This window comes from Exiguobacterium sp. s138 (assembly GCF_018618775.1).
GTDB lineage: Bacteria > Bacillota > Bacilli > Exiguobacteriales > Exiguobacteriaceae > Exiguobacterium_A > Exiguobacterium_A artemiae.
Genome location: NZ_JACSMW010000007.1, coordinates 1 through 16,712, shown reverse-complemented (window position 1 = coordinate 16,712; position 16,712 = coordinate 1). Strand labels below are relative to the sequence as shown.

Annotated in this window: 17 protein-coding genes, 7 tRNA genes and 1 rRNA gene; 3 read left to right on the top strand and 22 right to left on the bottom strand. The window is 48.9% G+C overall.

Annotated elements, in window-relative coordinates:
* Window positions 1–38: 38 nt before the first annotated feature.
* Window positions 39–896 carry an SDR family oxidoreductase gene (locus KNP91_RS13155; protein WP_214850440.1) on the bottom strand — a complete coding sequence of 286 codons (858 nt, stop codon included), beginning with the start codon at window positions 894–896 and terminating at the stop codon, window positions 39–41.
* 126 nt (window positions 897–1,022) lie between these two features.
* On the opposite strand from KNP91_RS13155, the gene KNP91_RS13150 reads away from it, so the two are divergent.
* Entirely contained in the window at window positions 1,023–1,370 is a 348-nt protein-coding gene (locus KNP91_RS13150) for a winged helix-turn-helix transcriptional regulator (protein WP_012369067.1), read from the top strand.
* Window positions 1,371–1,416: 46 nt separating this feature from the next.
* On the opposite strand, the gene KNP91_RS13145 is transcribed toward KNP91_RS13150, so the two are convergent.
* The 4 genes from KNP91_RS13145 to KNP91_RS13130 form a co-directional block, all read right to left on the bottom strand.
* Entirely contained in the window at window positions 1,417–2,409 is a 993-nt protein-coding gene (locus tag KNP91_RS13145) for an NAD(P)/FAD-dependent oxidoreductase (protein ID WP_214850437.1), read from the bottom strand.
* A gap of 66 nt (window positions 2,410–2,475) precedes the next feature.
* Window positions 2,476–3,372, bottom strand: coding sequence for a phosphotransferase enzyme family protein (locus KNP91_RS13140; RefSeq protein WP_214850434.1), 897 nt, complete (start codon window positions 3,370–3,372; stop codon window positions 2,476–2,478).
* The gene (locus KNP91_RS13135; RefSeq protein ID WP_214766726.1) at window positions 3,369–3,851 is read right to left on the bottom strand and encodes a GNAT family N-acetyltransferase; all 483 of its coding nucleotides are present in this window, start codon (window positions 3,849–3,851) and stop codon (window positions 3,369–3,371) included. The genes KNP91_RS13140 and KNP91_RS13135 overlap by 4 nt, the downstream gene beginning before the upstream one ends.
* Window positions 3,852–3,864: 13 nt before the next feature.
* Window positions 3,865–4,422 carry an isochorismatase family protein gene (locus KNP91_RS13130; protein WP_214850433.1) on the bottom strand — a complete coding sequence of 186 codons (558 nt, stop codon included), beginning with the start codon at window positions 4,420–4,422 and terminating at the stop codon, window positions 3,865–3,867.
* A gap of 145 nt (window positions 4,423–4,567) precedes the next feature.
* On the opposite strand from KNP91_RS13130, the gene KNP91_RS13125 reads away from it, so the two are divergent.
* Entirely contained in the window at window positions 4,568–4,750 is a 183-nt protein-coding gene (locus KNP91_RS13125) for a hypothetical protein (RefSeq protein WP_214850431.1), read from the top strand.
* Window positions 4,751–4,795: 45 nt separating this feature from the next.
* Here KNP91_RS13125 and KNP91_RS13120 read toward each other — a convergent pair whose 3' ends face one another.
* Together KNP91_RS13120 and KNP91_RS13115 are read right to left on the bottom strand one after the other, a co-directional pair.
* A complete protein-coding gene (locus KNP91_RS13120) occupies window positions 4,796–5,395 on the bottom strand; it encodes a short chain dehydrogenase (RefSeq protein ID WP_214850429.1) in 600 nt (199 codons plus the stop codon).
* Between the two features lie 61 nt (window positions 5,396–5,456).
* Entirely contained in the window at window positions 5,457–6,029 is a 573-nt protein-coding gene (locus KNP91_RS13115) for a hypothetical protein (protein ID WP_214850427.1), read from the bottom strand.
* Between the two features lie 119 nt (window positions 6,030–6,148).
* Between KNP91_RS13115 and KNP91_RS13110 the strand changes: the two genes are divergently transcribed.
* Window positions 6,149–7,411, top strand: coding sequence for a hypothetical protein (locus KNP91_RS13110; protein WP_214850425.1), 1,263 nt, complete (start codon window positions 6,149–6,151; stop codon window positions 7,409–7,411).
* A 134-nt stretch (window positions 7,412–7,545) separates the two neighbouring features.
* Here KNP91_RS13110 and glmS read toward each other — a convergent pair whose 3' ends face one another.
* The 15 genes from glmS to rrf form a co-directional block, all read right to left on the bottom strand.
* A complete protein-coding gene (gene glmS / locus KNP91_RS13105) occupies window positions 7,546–9,342 on the bottom strand; it encodes a glutamine--fructose-6-phosphate transaminase (isomerizing) (RefSeq protein WP_214850423.1) in 1,797 nt (598 codons plus the stop codon).
* Window positions 9,343–9,941: 599 nt separating this feature from the next.
* The gene (gene glmM / locus KNP91_RS13100) at window positions 9,942–11,297 is read right to left on the bottom strand and encodes a phosphoglucosamine mutase (RefSeq protein WP_214850422.1); all 1,356 of its coding nucleotides are present in this window, start codon (window positions 11,295–11,297) and stop codon (window positions 9,942–9,944) included.
* A 29-nt stretch (window positions 11,298–11,326) separates the two neighbouring features.
* Window positions 11,327–12,613 carry a CdaR family protein gene (locus tag KNP91_RS13095; RefSeq protein ID WP_214850421.1) on the bottom strand — a complete coding sequence of 429 codons (1,287 nt, stop codon included), beginning with the start codon at window positions 12,611–12,613 and terminating at the stop codon, window positions 11,327–11,329.
* Complete coding sequence (gene cdaA / locus KNP91_RS13090) at window positions 12,613–13,473, bottom strand: diadenylate cyclase CdaA (protein WP_014969179.1); 861 nt, start codon at window positions 13,471–13,473, stop codon at window positions 12,613–12,615. Before cdaA ends, KNP91_RS13095 begins: the two co-directional genes overlap by 1 nt.
* Before the next feature lie 80 nt (window positions 13,474–13,553).
* Window positions 13,554–14,168 carry an anti-sigma factor gene (locus KNP91_RS13085; protein ID WP_214850420.1) on the bottom strand — a complete coding sequence of 205 codons (615 nt, stop codon included), beginning with the start codon at window positions 14,166–14,168 and terminating at the stop codon, window positions 13,554–13,556.
* Window positions 14,169–14,189: 21 nt separating this feature from the next.
* Window positions 14,190–14,753 carry an RNA polymerase sigma factor SigW gene (sigW, locus tag KNP91_RS13080; RefSeq protein ID WP_214766740.1) on the bottom strand — a complete coding sequence of 188 codons (564 nt, stop codon included), beginning with the start codon at window positions 14,751–14,753 and terminating at the stop codon, window positions 14,190–14,192.
* A 125-nt stretch (window positions 14,754–14,878) separates the two neighbouring features.
* On the bottom strand, window positions 14,879–15,787 hold the full coding sequence (gene rocF, locus KNP91_RS13075) for an arginase (RefSeq protein ID WP_214850418.1): 909 nt from the start codon (window positions 15,785–15,787) through the stop codon (window positions 14,879–14,881).
* 221 nt (window positions 15,788–16,008) lie between these two features.
* Window positions 16,009–16,084, bottom strand: a tRNA-Ala gene (locus tag KNP91_RS13070).
* A gap of 13 nt (window positions 16,085–16,097) precedes the next feature.
* Window positions 16,098–16,169 (bottom strand) — tRNA-Gly (locus KNP91_RS13065).
* A gap of 6 nt (window positions 16,170–16,175) precedes the next feature.
* Window positions 16,176–16,248, bottom strand: a tRNA-Lys gene (locus KNP91_RS13060).
* 4 nt (window positions 16,249–16,252) lie between these two features.
* Window positions 16,253–16,336 (bottom strand) — tRNA-Tyr (locus KNP91_RS13055).
* A gap of 35 nt (window positions 16,337–16,371) precedes the next feature.
* A tRNA-Thr gene (locus KNP91_RS13050) sits at window positions 16,372–16,444 on the bottom strand.
* Window positions 16,445–16,456: 12 nt separating this feature from the next.
* Window positions 16,457–16,531 (bottom strand) — tRNA-Glu (locus tag KNP91_RS13045).
* Window positions 16,532–16,533: 2 nt separating this feature from the next.
* Window positions 16,534–16,608 (bottom strand) — tRNA-Asn (locus tag KNP91_RS13040).
* 17 nt (window positions 16,609–16,625) lie between these two features.
* Window positions 16,626–16,712, bottom strand: a 5S ribosomal RNA gene (rrf, locus tag KNP91_RS13035); the annotation flags it as partial.

The window sequence follows — 16,712 nt, the reverse complement described above, 5'->3', positions numbered from 1 at the left end:
TTACCCAAAGCGCCTCAGAAAGAAACGTTCAGATGAACTTATTCTTGAACGAGTTTCCGTAAGCCATCCTTTAGGGAAACCGGTGACCGACCGAGAATCCGTTCGAAGTCCTGACTCTCAACGGCCAGTGTGCCGGCTGCAATGCCTTCCTGAATCGACTGTAACATCGGCAGTAAAAATTCCGGAACTCCCGCCTTCTGCATGATTGCCGTATAAGTCGCGCTGTCGACTTGCTTCACCTGTACCGGGCGCCCGAGAACCTGTCCGAGTGCTTCTGCGATATCTTGTTGTGTGTGCAGAGGTCCCGACAGTTCATAAATAGACTGTTCCGGTTTCGGATCGACCAGCACCGTCGCAATCGCTTCCGCATAGTCTTCCTGCAATGCCCAGCCGACTTTGCCGTTCCCGGCACTCGTCAACCAATCCTGGCCGGCACGGACGGCATCGATCGTCGACTGTTCATTCTCTAGGTACCAGTTGTTGCGGAAAAACAGGAATGGAATCCCCGTCTCGCGAATCAACTGTTCCGTCACCTGATGGGTGCGGGCCAAGAAGTTTTGACTGGCTTCCGCGTTGGCGATACTCGTGTAAGCAATCAAGCCGACTCCCGCTGCTTTAGCTGCCTCGACAGCTGCCGTATGTTGACGGATTCGTGTCGCCTCTTCGCCGTCGGTCGAAATGATCAGGAGTCGGTCGACGCCGTCAAAAGTTTGTTGTAACGTATCCGGCGCATCAAAATCACCATGACGCACTTCAACCCCGCGCGATGCTAAATCCGATGCTTTTTTCGGATCGCGGACGCTGACAATCAGATCTTCTGCTGCGATTTTCGTTAAGAGGTGCTCAACAATTTTAGTTCCTAATTTTCCGGTTGCACCGGTTACAAGTAATTTCATGGACGTAAGCTCCTTTTTTTAATAAGTTTCCACCTGTATCCAATTGTATTACAGGTGGTACACTGTTAAAAGTAGGCACTTTTTCGATACCAAGTCATACAAACCGAACTATAGGAGGAATTCCCGATGAATCCAGCTTCGACAACTGACTCCCCTCTTTCCCAGCGAACGGCGTGCCCTGTAACCCGAGCCCAGACCATCATGGCCGGTAAGTGGAAAATCGTCTTACTTTGGCATCTCAGTACCGGAACAAAACGATTTCATGAACTCGAACAGCTCTTGCCCGGGATTTCAAAAGGCATCTTAACCCGACAGTTGCGTGAACTTGAGGCCGACAGCATGATCAACCGGAGAGTCTACCGGGAAATCCCGCCGAAAGTTGAATATTCCTTAACAGAAATCGGACACAGTTTTCTGCCGATCCTCGATCAGATGGCGGCTTGGAGTAATCAGCATTTTCCACCTGAATCGTAATCATCAAAAAGAGCGACTTCCACTAACGGAAATCGCTCTTTTTCACTCACTGTTCTGTCAGGACTGCTTTAAAGTGTGTATCCATGGCTGACGCAACACGCAACCCGGAAATGACGGCACTTTCGACCCGTGTCCGACCGGACGTGTCTTTCGGATCAAGGAACGCATCACCGGCCAGCCAGAGCGGATGCTGATCGAGCTTCAGGTAAGGTGTACGGAAGACATCGCGTGCCTGCGCATACCGCCAACGCTTCAACTGCTTGGAAATCACTTTGACCGGTCCGAGTTGTTCCTGCAACAACCGTTCGATTTCCCCGAGCGTCGCGTCTTCTCCTTTGTCATACCAGACTTCACTCCAGTCACCGGCCATGTAGACACTCAGAAGCGGGGTCGCCGACACTTCTTTTTGCGCATTGTTGACGATTTTTAACATTCCGGATACAAGACCGTCGTCGAGCAAACCGACTTCTCCAAGATTGGGCGATTTCTCCAGTTCAAACAATCCGACGAACGTCGGCTCGAACGTCACTTTCCCGAGACGGGCGTGATCGGACTCCACCAGCACTAACGGTGAGGCTGCGAGCAAGTCATAGGCTTGTGGAACCGGTGCCGTCAGCAAGATGGCATCATACATCCGTGTTTGTTCCAATGACATAGTCTGGAGCCCATGTGTATCCGATCTGATTTGTTCAATCTGTTCATTCAGGTGAACCGGAATCCCGCGGGCAATTGACTGGACGAGCTGATTCATCCCGTTGACCGCGACATACCGCGGAAAATCATCCCCGAACCATTTTCGGATCAGGCATTGCTCGAGCCACTCGTCGACTTCCTGCGCCAACTCGTCCGTCCGGACCGTAAAGAAGACGGCTCCATGATCCGCTGTCCCCTCGTCAATCCGTCTCGTTGCCATCCGTCCCCCGACACTTTGGCTTTTTTCGATGATCTCGACCGCATAACCTTCCGTCATCAATTGCCGGGCTGCAAACACGCCCGCGAGTCCGCCGCCGATAATCCCAATCCGTTTTTGTTGTTCCATCCGAACTTCCCCCTCTACCTGCATCATTTCTACAAGTATAGCGGTTCCTACGTCAGACGACGTCTTTTAACGTTCTTCGAATATGCTCGTTCGTTCTAGTTCCATAAGTACACGGGCAAGATTTTTATTGAAAAACAGCTGATGACGGTCCAGTCCGCGCTGCACACACCAGCCGATTCCCGTCAGCGCTTCAAACAGACGGTAATATGGCAAGTAGACTTCAATCGGCTCCGGTTCCCTTACTTGTCCGTATCCCTGTTGATAGGCATCAAACAAATCGGATTCGCCTTCGAACACATCCCGGTCAAGTTTCGTAAAATCAATTTCCGTCGCTCCGAAACGTGAGGTCTCAAAGTCAATCAATCCAGTGAGGTTTCCCCCGTCTGCGAGCAAGTTGCCGAGCCGGAAATCAAGATGGACCGCGACAGGGCGGGACGGCTCCGGCAATTCACGTTCACGCCGCTTCAATTCTGTAAAGGCTGCCTGATACAGATCCGGTGACAGCGCCTGGCGAATCGTCGGTTCGAACGACGTCATTTTTGCATTCCGGAAGACACGCCAGTCCTGTGAGGTAAAGGCGGTAAAGCCGTTCTCCTCAAAATCGCCGTACCTCTCACCCGTACACGTATGGAGTGTTGCGTGAAGTTGGCCGATTTGCGAGACCAATTCTGGTGTCACTTTCTCAATCGTCGAACCGGCAAGTGCTTCGAGCACAAACGCACCCGTCGTCTGTTTGGTTGGTCGCGCCGCCATGAGAATTTTCGGCACGGCGACACGACTGTCCAAATACGTTAACCAGCCGTGTTCCCGGTACCATTTGTCTGCCGTATAGGGACGCTTTAAAAAGACGGTCCGTCCGTCGCGCAGTACCAACCGGTCGACATCTGAACTGTACGAATCGGTCACGGGAAAAATCTCTGCGACATCGAGACCAAACGCTTGAATCCATTCTTCACGGGTCATGAGGGTTCCCCCAATCGTTTTTCGAGGATTTCACCGGGTAATCCGTCAATCGGTCCGAGATACGTCGAACGGAATCCAAGCTTCGTCAAAATCTTTTTCGACGCCGTATGATTCGGATCAATCGTTGCCGTGACGACTGTCAATTCATGTTCCTTCGCCAGTTCTAGCAGGCGGGAAGCGAGTGAGGACGCATACCCGTGCCCACACTGTTCCGGCAATAGCATATAGCCGAGTTCCGCTTCAAACGGTTGCCGTGTATCGCGTGTGATATGACCGATCCCGATCCACGTCCCGTCCTGATAGACGAGATATGATCCAAGACGGTCATGCCGTTGCTGTTCCATGATTGACGCAAACCGCCGCTTCGCCTCTGCTTTCGTTAAAGGGTGTTCTGTAATGTAGCGCATGACCCGCTCATCCGTGACAAGCGTTTCGTAAGCCGGATAATCCGCTTCGTCCATCTTTCGCAGTTCAATCATGCAGTCACCCCTTTTATCTATACTGATGATGAATCGGTTCAAATAACTTTTCCGTCGAAGGACGGACCATCGCAAAGTGTTCGACATTGTAGTGTCCGTGCAAGACCTGATTATGATGGGCAATCATTTGTTCCGCCGATAAGACGTCGGAACCGTTCGTCGTATGTCCGTCAGCGACGAGCGTCACGTCAAACCCGTTGACGGTCGCACTGCGGACTGCCGTATCGATACAGTGTTCCGTCTTACACCCGAGGATGACGACATGTTCGACCCGGTGCTGCTTTAAATAGTCCAGCAACGGTGTTCCATGGAACGAGTTCGTGGCCGCTTTATCAAACGTGACCGACTTCTCCGGAATCTGAATCGACGAATGCACCGCAAACCCTTCCCCTTGTCCGTTCGCGACATCGAGATCCCGGATGAAGATGATGACATGATTCTGAGTGTCTGCTTCCTGTACGACCTGATTGATTACTTGAATCACGTCTTCCTTCGCGTGGACGCCGGCCTCTTCCGCCGTCCCTTCGACGAGATCCTGTTGAAAATCAATGACTAGCACTGCTTGTCGCATTTGCCTATCCCTCCTTTTAAGTTCTTTACTTCCCTCTTTTCCCTTTCCGGTCGGAAAATCCTGTTTTTCATCAGCAATTTCAAGTCTTAATGAAACTTTTGGTCTGCCGGATGCGTTGAATAAGGCGACGGAAAGGATGTTATGTATGGAATTAGTCTCGCTCTTTTTTGTAACGTTCATCATCGTCTTGGCTGTAAATCTGTTTCTCGACAAGATGATCATGAACCGCGAAATGACACGACCTGTTTTTTTGAAAAATCTGCTGATTTGCTTCCTGATTTCGCTGGTTCTGTTAAACGTCTTTTACTTACAATCTTTGATGAGCTGAACAATAAGACCGTCCACTTGAATCAAGTGGACGGTCTTATTTCATTCAATAAACTTCATAATTTTGTCCGGTCTGTGCCCCTTCGACACTTTTCTCGAACGCTGTTGCGACGCGCGATGCCGGAACGGCTTCGAACCCTCGGAAAAACGGTCCGTACTTGTCGAGCGACTCAATCAGAACATTCGGACTGACACTGTTGATCCGGATTCCCCGCGGCATTTCAATCGCTGCTGCATGGACGAACGCTTTAACCCCGCCGTTTGCAAGGGCCGCCGACGCGCCTTGCCGAATCGGATCGTCCATCATGATGCCGGTCGTCAATGTGAAACTGCCTCCGTCGCGGACAGCTTCCAGTCCAAGCAACACCAGATTAACCTGCCCTTTCAGTTTGCTGTCGATTCCGATCTGATTCAACGCCGGTGTCAAATCCGTCAATGGTCCGAAATGCGCCCCGCCGGTTGCACTGATGACGGCATCGACCGGACCGACCGTTTCATACATCGAACGGATACTGTCTTCCGACGTGATGTCGACCTGGACATCCACACCCGTCCGCGCGGCCTGGATGATTTCATGCCGCTCCCCTAATTGTGCGACGACGGCTTGTCCGATTGTCCCGCTCGCTCCGACTACTAAAATTCTCATCTGGTTATCCCCCTTCTGATCTGAACTACGTGTTCAGCCTACCGTAACCCGGCCGTTTGTTTCAAGAATGAGCACGGGATGAACGATAATACTGGGCAATCCGAAAGCCGACATAATCGGAATTCCATAACACGGGGTAAGCGGTCCGTTGATGTAAGTCCCAATAGCTGATGATGCGTCGTTCAATCCGTTGCAGATAACGCTTGTTTGCTGCGGCAAAAGTTCTCAGCTGTTCTTCGGGCCAGATCTGCAGCACCGGTTCGATGCGTTCGAGAATCTCGCGAACATATTCTCCGGTCAGTTCAATTAAATACAGCAGTACCCAATCTGTTTTTGCCTGTTCCTGTTCCAGCCGGCGGACATATTTTTCGCGGATATATCCATCATGATGACGGGTGTACATGCAGTACAATATCCACCGTTGGCGATCCGTCAGAGTTTGAATTTTTTCTTCCTTTACTTCATTTAAGTACAGGCGGTACGGGAGAATCAACGGTTCTCCGTAAAACGTGACCTCAATCGTTTCCCAGGTCACTGTTCCAAAGAGCCGGCGCGGTAAAAGGCGTGCCACGACTCGAACATCATCCGTACAAGATTGCGGAAACGCGGCTGCCCAGCTCCATTTTCTGTTCACGTATTGTTTCCTCCTCCATACATCGTTTCTGTCTTTTATCAACTTATCATTTTAACGACAGAATGAGTTACTATATATTTACAGGTTACATTCAAACTATTGATGAGAGGCGGCTTAGCATGGACAACGCTTTAGGAATCATAGCTGTAATTATCATTTTACTTCTCTTTAGTTATTTACTTTTCCGTAAATTCAGTCGTCATGATGCTGTAACGGATTCGGTGCTTCCACCGATTCCTGCAAAAACAGACGTTCCGGAACTTCATGCCGATGAACTACCCTGGGAAATTGAATCATATTCCTTAACTGATATGACATCGTATCGCCATTCCGAATCATTAACTGTCACACAACGTCTAAAAGATCAGGTCGGTAATATTATTAAACTTTCGCCACATGCTAAAAATCTCATCCAAAAAGAACAGAGAGTCATCATCAAATTCAGTGAAGAAGCTCTTGCCAAGCTAGCATCCCGTGAATTACGAATTATGAAGGCCAAGGGATCAGTGGATCAATTTAGAGCACTTGCCGTTGATCATCAACATAAAATCAGACATCACGCAAAGTTCGAAATTCAAGATATTAAAAAAATCAACCCCGCTCAACTGGCGAATTTAGCTCTTGGAGTCGCGACCATGGTCACTGCTCAAGAACATTTGGACCGGATTAATCAGCAACTCACATCTTTGAATCGAAAGATCGATATATTAATTCGTCAATCCAAAAATGATAAAGCCGGCATCATCAAAGGCCATATCAAATATCTGCTTTCGATTCTGCCAAGTATCCCTGATGAAGAAGAACGATATTCGGTAAAATTAGAAGATATGGCAGTCATTTCTTATCAAGAGCTAGAATCAATTTTACCGGAGTTGGATTTTTTAATCAGAAGTGCTAACGACATTGAAGAAAAAACAACATTCAAATTGGATAAAACGGTTGATGAGATAAAAGAACTCGCCGCATCATTTGAACAGACTATATTGATTGGATACGGAAATTTAGAAGTCATGTCGATTTGCTTAAAAATCATGAATGATTGGAATCAGGATTCACAAACAAATGCAACGAGGTTATCAGATATCGAAAAATATCATCAGCAAATTACCGAGTACCATCACAAATTCGAAAAAATACTAAACGATAAACATATTAGTCTTGATGCGACCTTCAGAAGAAATAAAACAATTACCAGCAAAAAAGAAGATATCGATAAACAGCTAACCTATCATCAGGAAAAAATACGCTCTAGTAAATCAATCATTACCGATCACATCATTCAACTGAAAGGACAGGATTACGACTCGATTCCCGAACCCGTGGATTTGAGCGTAGATTTTGATGAGACCGGCGATATTCATACGATTCATCGATTAAAATAAGCCTATCTGATGAGAGGCATTCTATTCTCGTGATTAGATAGATTTTAATTTTATGCTAAAAAGACCCTTTGGACGAAAATCGTCCAAAGGGTCTTTGAAAATTATTTTGATTTTTTCACGCGGATGAACTGTTTTTACTCAACTGTTACTGACTTCGCCAAGTTACGTGGCTTGTCGACGTCGCAATCACGGCCAAGTGCCGCGTAGTACGAGATCAACTGAAGCGGTAAGACAGACAAGAGTGGTGACAAGAGCGGCTCGACTGCTGGGATGACGAATGCATCCGTCGGCAATTCGAGACCTTCTGCTGCGATGACACACGCGTTCGCGCCACGTGCGACGACTTCCTTGACGTTACCTCGGTTGTTGAGGTGAACGTGTGGTTGTGTCACGAGGGCGATGACCGGTGTGTTGTCTTCGATCAAAGCGATTGGACCGTGTTTCAATTCGCCGCCGGCGTAACCTTCTGCTTGGATGTACGAAATTTCTTTGAGCTTGAGAGCCCCTTCCATTCCCACATACGCATCTTGACCACGACCGATGAAGAAGGCATTGCGTGATTCAGACAAGTATTCTGAAGCGATTTCCTGGAACCGTTCTTTTTGTGACATGACGGATTCCATTGCGCTTGAGATTTTTCCAAGTTCTTTCATGAGATCGAAGTTCACGTCGACACCTTTTGCTTGAGCGAGGTCAAACGCAAGAACTGCGAGAACAGCGATTTGTGCTGTATACGCTTTTGTTGACGCCACGGCGATTTCAGGACCCGCATGCAACAAGAGTGTTGCGTTCGCTTCACGTGACAGAGTAGATCCTGCAACGTTCGTGATTGTCAGTGCCGGGTGACCAAGTTTTTTCGCTTCGACGAGAACCGCACGGCTGTCCGCTGTTTCACCTGATTGTGAAAGGAAGAGGAAGAGTGGTTTCTCAGTCAAAAGCGGCATGTTGTAGCCGAATTCAGACGAGATGTGAACTTCTGTCGGGATACCCGCGATTTGTTCGATCAATTGTTTTCCGATCAATCCTGCATGGTAGCTTGTTCCGCAACCGATGATGTAGACACGGTCACGTCCGAGGACTAAATCACGGACCGATTGATCGAGTGTGATTTCGCCTGACTCGTTTTGGTATTTTTGAACGATATTACGGATAACAGCCGGCTGCTCATCCATTTCTTTGAGCATGTAGTGCGCGTACGTGCCTTTTTCGATGTCTGATGCATCGATTTCTGCTGTATACGCCTCACGCTCTTTGACGTTTCCGTCTAAGTCCTGGATTGTGACACTGTCACGCGTCAAGATGATCATTTCGCCGTCATGCAACTCAACGAACTGATCCGTGACTTGAAGCATCGCCATTGCGTCAGATGCGACAACGTTAAACGTACCGTCACCGAGACCAACGAGAAGCGGTGATTTGTTTTTAGCGACGTACAAGACGTCCGGGTTTTCAGCATCGATCAACGCGAGTGCGTATGAACCGTGAAGCACACGAAGTGTTTGACGGAATGCTTCGACGACGTCATTTGTTTCAGCAAAGTTCTTTTCAATCGTCTGAACGATGACTTCTGTATCTGTGTCGCTGAGTAAATCAACATTGAGTTCTGCTTTTAACTGCTCATCGTTTTCGATGACACCGTTATGCACGAGTGTGAAACGTGATGAAGCACTTTGATGCGGGTGGGCATTCGGTACACTTGGGACACCGTGTGTCGCCCAGCGTGTGTGACCAATTCCAACAAGACCGTCTGCTTCTGCAGGAACGACTTCGCGTAGCGCAGCAATCCGGCCGACTTCTTTATGGACTTGAACGCCGTCGTTGACGAACGCAAGACCAGCCGAATCATAACCGCGGTACTCGAGCTTTTCGAGTCCCTTTAATAAAATTTCCTTTGTGTTAACCTGTCCGATCATACCTACGATACCGCACATAATGTTTTTCTCTCCCATTTACAAGTATTTCCCTGAAGAGGAAACGGCTCTTGCCGAGAGTTGTCATGACGCATCTGTTTGTCCGTCTAATCACTTAAACGATTTCAGATGTGTTTTCGGTACTGACATGGTACCGGGAGGCATCCGCCGAATGATTCGATAAACCTCCACCTCGTCAGCTGCCTATCACATAGTCAGCCCTGGCGCTTTCATTTCTGTCTGACCCCGTTTCTGTCCGACTTTACAATCATACGAACTTTATTTAGAAAAAGCAAGAAAGGTAACGTATTTGTAACTATTCCCGATATTTTTCTAAACGATACCTCTAATACCTAGATTCTGTAAAAAACGTTCGTTTTTTTACTTTGCTTATTGGGTTGTCGATGATTCTGTCACAACAGAAGTGCTGTATCACGTGACCTCTACAGGGAAAGGAAGCTCTGCTTCCGTCAGGAACAGGCAAGACCCGGTTGTCAAAGACGACAGCCCGCTTGTGTTCCGTCTGAGAAAAGCGCGTGAAAAAATTACTTCGGCACTTTCTACGTGAAAATCGTCCCAATAAAAAAAGGAGCAGATTTTCATCCGCTCCTTCCGTTCACTCAGTTTTCCTGTAACGCGTAGTTTTCACGGACGACGTTTGCAATCCGCTCGACATACATGTCGCATGCTTCTTGCGTCGGCGCTTCCGCCATGACGCGTACTAGCGGCTCTGTACCCGATGCCCGAACGAGAATCCGACCGTTGCCGGCCATTTCCGCTTCGACTTCTGCAATGATGGCTTGAACCGCCGGACCGTTCATTGCACCGTTTTTATCCGAGACACGGATATTGACGAGACGTTGCGGGAAGACCGGCATTTCTGCTGCAAGTTCCGACAATTTCTTGCCTGTCGCCTTCATGATTTGTAAAAGCTGGACGCCTGACAGCATGCCGTCTCCTGTTGTGGAGTAATCCATGAAGATGATATGACCCGACTGTTCGCCGCCGAGTGTATAGTTGTTTTTACGCATTTCTTCCACGACATACCGGTCACCGACTGCTGTCTGTAAAGCCGTCATACCGTGTTCTTCAACCGTCTTGTGGAAACCGAGGTTACTCATGACGGTCGCGACGATCGTGTTGTCTTTTAAGCGGCCGATCTCGTTGAGGTATTTCCCGCAGATGAACATGATTTTATCGCCGTCGACAATTTTACCGTTCTCGTCAATCGCGATCAAGCGGTCGCCGTCGCCGTCAAATGACAGACCGACGTCTGCGCCTTTTTCAAGGACGAAGTCAGCTAAATGTTCAGGATGCGTCGAGCCGACACCTTCGTTGATGTTCAAACCGTTTGGTGTCGTTCCGATTGTCGAGACTTCCGCTTCGAGATCGCCGAACAGGCGTGGTGCGAGGCTTGATGTTGCACCGTGTGCGCCGTCGATGGCGACATGGATGCCCGAGAAGTCTTCATCTGATGTCTGACGTAACATGTGAAGGTACTTTTGTGCGCCTTCATAGTAATCGTGGACGAATCCAAGCTCTTTACCGGACGGACGCGGCAACGTATCTTCCGCTTCGTCAAGCAAGCCTTCGATTTCAAGTTCTGTTGCATCATCGAGCTTAAAGCCGTCTGATCCGAAGAATTTGATTCCGTTGTCTTCGACCGGATTATGTGACGCGGAAATCATGACGCCCGCTGTCGCATCCATCGTTTTCGTCAAGTACGCGACACCCGGTGTCGAGATGACACCAAGACGCATGACTTCTGCACCGATTGACAGGAGTCCAGCAATCAGGGCGTTCTCGAGCATTTGTCCAGAGACACGTGTATCGCGGCCGATCAAGACTTTCGGACGTGTGCTTTCGTGTTTCGTTAAGACATACCCGCCGGTCCGACCGAGACGATATGCCAGTTCAGGTGTCAATTCTACGTTTGCGACGCCGCGGACGCCGTCAGTTCCAAAATACTTACCCATGTTCTATTTCCTCATTTCACAAAGTTGATTTAATTGGCTTGGACCGATGTCCGGGGAACCGCTTTAAGCGTGATATCCATATTATCCGGACGAAGTACGTCAAACGCTTTTGACGTCTGATACGAAATCGGCAAGCCGTGTGTACCTTCTTTTAAGCCGGTCACGTCAATGACGGCTTTAATATCTGTCGCATCAATCGATGCAAGATCCGCTTCACTTCCACGGACGACGAGATCAATCGTCTGTTCGTAATCGATCGTATACTTCGACTCATCAAATCCGTTCAACGTCACCGTGACACCGGAAATTGTTTTCTCGGCCCGGTCCTCGACGGTTTCCGTCGTCGCTTTCGCATTTTCCTTCTCGACGACGATGCTGACCGTAACCGAAGTCGGTTCCATTGCGGTTACGTTGTCCGGTTCAATCAGTTTGACCGTACGATCAACAGTTTTCGTCAATCCTTTTAAGGAGACCGCTTCCGTCGACACGGAGCCGATCCGTGACAGCTCTTCTTTTGTTCCATATAAGCGGGCTTCCGTCGTGACCGGAACAATCTTGACGACTTTATACCCTTTCTTGACTGCATCTTTTGTTTCGACATTAATCGGAACCGTTTTGCTTTCCTTATAGACCGGAACCGTCACTTCCAGCTGTTCCGGATCATATGTGGCACTGATCGCATTTCCGTTCGCATCCGTTGCTTTGACGTTGAAGGACTCCGTAAAGGTCTCCGCACGGCCCGTGACATCGATTGGAACTTGAATTGCCGTGATGGCCTGCAGTTTTTCCGCCCCGCCGGTCACAGAGACCGTTTGACGGGTCGGCTGGGCTTCACCGACGACATATCCTTCTGCGATTTTATTTTTGTTCAGCAACGCTACTTGAACCGGAACTTCTTTTGTGACCTTTTTATCGAGGAACACTTCAATCGTTTCCTGTTTTGGTGTCACTTCGACATCTTTGCCAAATCCATTCGCCGTCAAGCGGACACGATGATAGCCAGGATCAAGACCGGTCAAGTCAATCGACAATCCAAAATCTTTGACGAGCCGAAGCATCGTCAAACTGCTCGACGGACCTTTGACCGTCGTTTCAATCGTTTTTGGAATATTATAGGCGACCCACTGCGTTTCATCATAATTGACTGTCACCGGTACGTCAAACTTCGTTGAGCCTTGACCGGCGATTGGTAACAGACTGGCCGCATCACTTTTCCCGGTCGTATTTGATCCTGCGACCATCAGATAGAGCATGATGGCGAGCAAAACAGCCACGATGCGGAGGAACCAGCGTTCATTGAACCATTTTTCGAACATTATTTTTTCGCCCCCATCCAATTCAAGAAGGAAGTATTCGTCGGTTCGACTTTGACGATTGTTTCAAGCAGCTTCGTCCGGAGCGATTCTTCATCGAGTTCCCGGTAAAGCCGTCCGTTGATGGCAAGTGAGACGCCACCCGTTTCTTCCGATACGACCAGTGTGACACTGTCCGTCACTTCACTGACACCGATGGCTGCCCGGTGACGTGTCCCGAGATCCTTTGAGATATGTGCACTCTCGGATAACGGTAAGTAACAAGCCGCCGCTGCCAGTTTCCCTTGTTGGACGATGACGGCGCCGTCATGAAGCGGTGTATTCGGAATAAAGAGATTGATCAATAACTGACTCGTAATTTGTGATCCAAGCGGAATGCCCGTCTCGACATATTCACTGAGCCCCGTCTCCCGCTCAATCGTCACAAGTGCCCCGATCCGGCGTTTCGACATGTATTGAGCCGATGTGACGAGCGCATCGACGATTCGGACTTGTTCATCCTCATCACTGATGGCACTCCGTGAAAAGAATTTACTCGTTCGACCGAGGTGTTCGAGTCCCCGGCGTAACTCTGGCTGGAAGATGATGATAATCCCTAACAAGCCATACGTAATAATTTGATTCAACAGAAATTGTAAGGTCTTCAGTCCGAAGAATCCGCTTAAGAACCAGCTGATCAAAATGACGGAAATCCCTTTGATCAATTGGACGGCTTTTGTACCTTTGACAATGATCATCAGACGGTAAATGACGAATGTCACGACCGCGATATCAATCACATCATTAATATAATCGTACCAATGTACGTTTTCTCCCAGTTTCAACAATTGAAATTGAAGTGGTTGCCAGTTGAAGTAATTCACCAACCGTGCCCCCTATCTCATCTGATTTAAACAGCTTTCATTATAGCACAAAGGGACGAGTTAGACTCGTCCCACTTGACTCATTCAAAGATTCGTTTAATTCCGTACCAGACCCGCTCAAAGAGTTGATCGATTTGTTTGATTTCTCCTGTGACGTTGCCGGCACTGGCGGTATATGCTTTGCCGTCGACGGTCATCACGTCTCCGTTGACCTTGCCTTCGATCCGGACATTGCCGCCTTCGACATAGAGGTCCTGGTTGACGGTGACGCCTTCCGGTACGACAACTTCGCCGTTCTCTGCGACGATTCCCGGTACATTCGTATACGATAAATCATGTTCTTCCTGTGTCAGGTAGCCGCCGAGACTACCGACCGACAACAACATGAAAATCGAGGCTGCCGCAAGAAACGGATACTGCTTCATCTTCCCGCCGAAACGGGATGTCTTCCTGAGCGGAGTCACATTCGGTTGGTCCACCTGTTCGGGCAGTTGTGCCAGCACGCGGGATGTAAAATCCGCCGAAAGCTTGGGTGCTGAAAGCGCGCGTAACTCTGCATCGAGGAGCCGATACTCTTCGAACTCGTCCATCGCATTCGCTTCCCGTAACTCCGCTTCAAGTCGTTTGAAGTCTTCTGGAGGTTGGTTTTGATCTAAATAATCCTGTATCCGTTCATACACTTTTTCTCGTGTCATGGTGAGTGCCTCCTTCTCATCTCATCGTTTGCCGAAATGCTTTTTCAGCGCTTCGCGTCCCCGATGAATTCTCGTTTTAACTGTAGCGACGGGTAAATCGATCATCTCACTGATTTCCTTGAGCGAAAGATCTTCAATATATTTCAAGACAAGCGGAATCCGGTATTTTTCCGGCAGGCCGGCGATGGCTTCCCCTACATCTTGTCGTTGTTCCGAATCAATGACTTGATCTTCCGGCAACTGATCCTTACTTTCAAGCTGGGAATACAACGTGAGTCCTTCAGTTCCCGACATCTCGGCATCAAGGGAATAATCCGGACGTTTTTTGCGGAGCCGGTCAATCGAAACATTCGTCACGATCCGATACAACCATGTCCGGAACTTCCACTGGGCATTATACGATTCAATTTTCGTGAAGACGCGGATAAACGCTTCTTGCGTGGCATCCTCTGCTTCCATTCGATCCCGTAAAACACGGAAGGCGACTAAAAAGGCACCTTCTTTATATAGATCAACAAGTGCCGCGAATGCATCGCGGTCTCCCTGCTTCACCCGCTCAATCAAGCGTAGTGTCGTTTCTTCCACTTTGAATACCCCCCGCTCTATGCGGTCAATCTCTTATACGGAGTCGACCAACAAATGTTTCATCTCAATTTGAATTGTAACAAAAAAAACTTGAACCCTGACGAAAAGAGTTCAAGTTCTATCCATTATTTTACTAAACGATGGGTCTGCATATACTGGAGCAAGTTTCCAATCAACTCATTTGCAAGAATCGCTGTTCCGTTTCCTTCTTCGAGTAATGGATTCACTTCTACGAATTCGGCGGCGATAAACTCATCCTGCTCGGCACAATGACGTAAGACGGTCTTTGCATCATCAAGCATAATTCCGTCCGCAACACGTGTCCCGGTTCCTTCGACCAGGCTCGGATCCAGTCCATCCATATCAAAACTGAGATAAAACGCATCTGTCGTCTCTTTGAGATAGGCAACAGCCTCCTCCATGATGGCATCCATCCCGCGTGTCCGAATCGCTTCCATATCATAAACGCGGATCCCGAGACGATCAATCAGTTCCTGTTCTCCTGCATCGACATCACGTAAACCGATGAAGACGAGGTGTTCCGGTTGCAGTTTGACCTCACTGCCGCCGATTTCCGTTAACCGCTGATGCCCTTCCCCTAACGCGACAGCAAGCGGCATTCCGTGAATGTTGCCGGACGGTGATGTTTGAGGCGTATTCAAATCGCCGTGTGCATCAAACCAGATGACTCCAAGACGCGGAACGACTTGCCGCAGACCGGCAATCGTTCCGATCGCCATGCTGTGGTCACCTCCGACGAGTAACGGAAAACGTTGCTCTGTCAGCGCCTCACGCACAAGTAAGTGTAAATCGTTTGTCGTGTGGACAACACCTTCGAGCCGTTTTAATTGCGGATCTTCTTCACGAACAGCATCTTCAGACAAAACAGCCGCTTCCCCGTAGCGAACTGCTTCCTGTCCGTTTGCTGCCAGTGTTTCGAGTAATCCTGCCTGTTCAACGGCAGCCGGTCCTTGCTCTGTCCCCGGTTTTCCTTGACCATAACGATACGGTACGCTGATATATGCAATGTTCATCGACCTGTTCCCCTTTACTCAGTAAGTTACCTTAATTGTAAGCGGTAACAAGAAGGTGGTTCAACTCGACACGATGACGCATGATTATACAGAATTTGACGACAAAAAAGCACTGTGAGAGTTACTCACAGTGCTTTCGCGTACGTACATTAATTCCAGGCATTTCAAGTATAAAAAAACTTAAGACGAACGAAACTCGCTTAAGATCTTTAAGCAAAATTTGGTGGAGCCTAGCGGGATCGAACCGCTGACCTCCTGCGTGCAAGGCAGGCGCTCTCCCAGCTGAGCTAAGGCCCCAGATATAAAAAAAAGCGGAAGACGGGATTCGAACCCGCGACCCCGACCTTGGCAAGGTCGTATTCTACCACTGAACTACTTCCGCAAAATATGAGCCATGCAGGATTCGAACCTGCGACCCTCTGATTAAAAGTCAGATGCTCTACCAACTGAGCTAATGGCTCGACATGGTGGGGGGGGGCGGATTCGAACCGCCGAACCCGAGGGAGCGGATTTACAGTCCGCCGCGTTTAGCCACTTCGCTACCCCCCCAGTTTGTCTAGGAACTATACAATTGAAAAAAACAGTGCCGGCAACAGGAGTCGAACCCGCGACCTACTGATTACAAGTCAGTTGCTCTACCAGCTGAGCTACACCGGCAAAAAATAAAAATGGTGACCCGTACGGGAATCGAACCCGTGATACCGCCGTGAAAGGGCGGTGTCTTAACCGCTTGACCAACGGGCCATTGGCTCCGCAAGTAGGATTTGAACCTACGACCTACCGGTTAACAGCCGGTTGCTCTACCACTGAGCTATTGCGGAATAAATAAAAATAAATTGCCTGGCAACGTCCTATCCTCACAGGGGGAAGCCCCCAACTACTTTCGGCGTTCAAGTGCTTAACTTCCGTGTTCGGCATGGGAACG